Here is a 689-nt window from a genome sequence, read left to right on the forward strand (position 1 = left end):
GTGCGCAACATCGACGGCTTCAATGTCCGGGTCGGCGAGGCGCTGGCTGCCGGCGAGATCATCACACGCACCGTGCAGACCGGCTTCGACAAGCATTCCGGCGAGGCGATCTACGAAGAAGAGGTGATGGATCTGGGGCCCCTGCCCTATATCGTCGTCATCGTCGACGAGATGGCCGACCTGATGATGGTCGCCGGCAAGGAAATCGAGGGCACGATCCAGCGCCTGGCGCAGATGGCGCGCGCCGCCGGCATCCATGTCGTGCTGGCGACCCAGCGGCCCTCGGTCGACGTCATCACCGGCACGATCAARGCCAATTTCCCGACCCGCATCTCGTTCCAGGTCACCTCGAAGATCGACAGCCGCACCATTCTCGGCGAGATGGGCGCCGAGCAGCTGCTCGGCCAGGGCGACATGCTCTACATGGCCGGYGGCGGCCGCATCACCCGCGTGCACGGGCCGTTCGTCTCGGATGCCGAGGTCGAGAAGGTCGTGGCGCATCTGAAGACGCAAGGCCGGCCGGACTATCTCGACGCGGTCACCGCCGAGGAGGAGGCCGGCAGCGATGACGAGGATGGCGGCGCCGTCTTCGACAAGAGCGGCATGGGCCAGGCCGAGAGCGAGGATCCCTACGACCAGGCGGTCGCGGTCGTGCTGCGCGACAAGAAGGCCTCGACCTCCTATATCCA

At 66.2% G+C, this 689-nt stretch carries 1 protein-coding gene; it reads left to right on the forward strand.

All coding sequences use genetic code 11. From position 1 onward, the window contains the following. Positions 1-689 (forward strand): FtsK/SpoIIIE domain-containing protein (locus AB4118_RS34070; protein WP_441493906.1); only part of this gene is annotated, 689 nt, incomplete at both ends.

The sequence above is a fragment of the Allobosea sp. 2RAB26 genome (assembly GCF_052115465.1).
Lineage (GTDB): Bacteria > Pseudomonadota > Alphaproteobacteria > Rhizobiales > Beijerinckiaceae > Allobosea.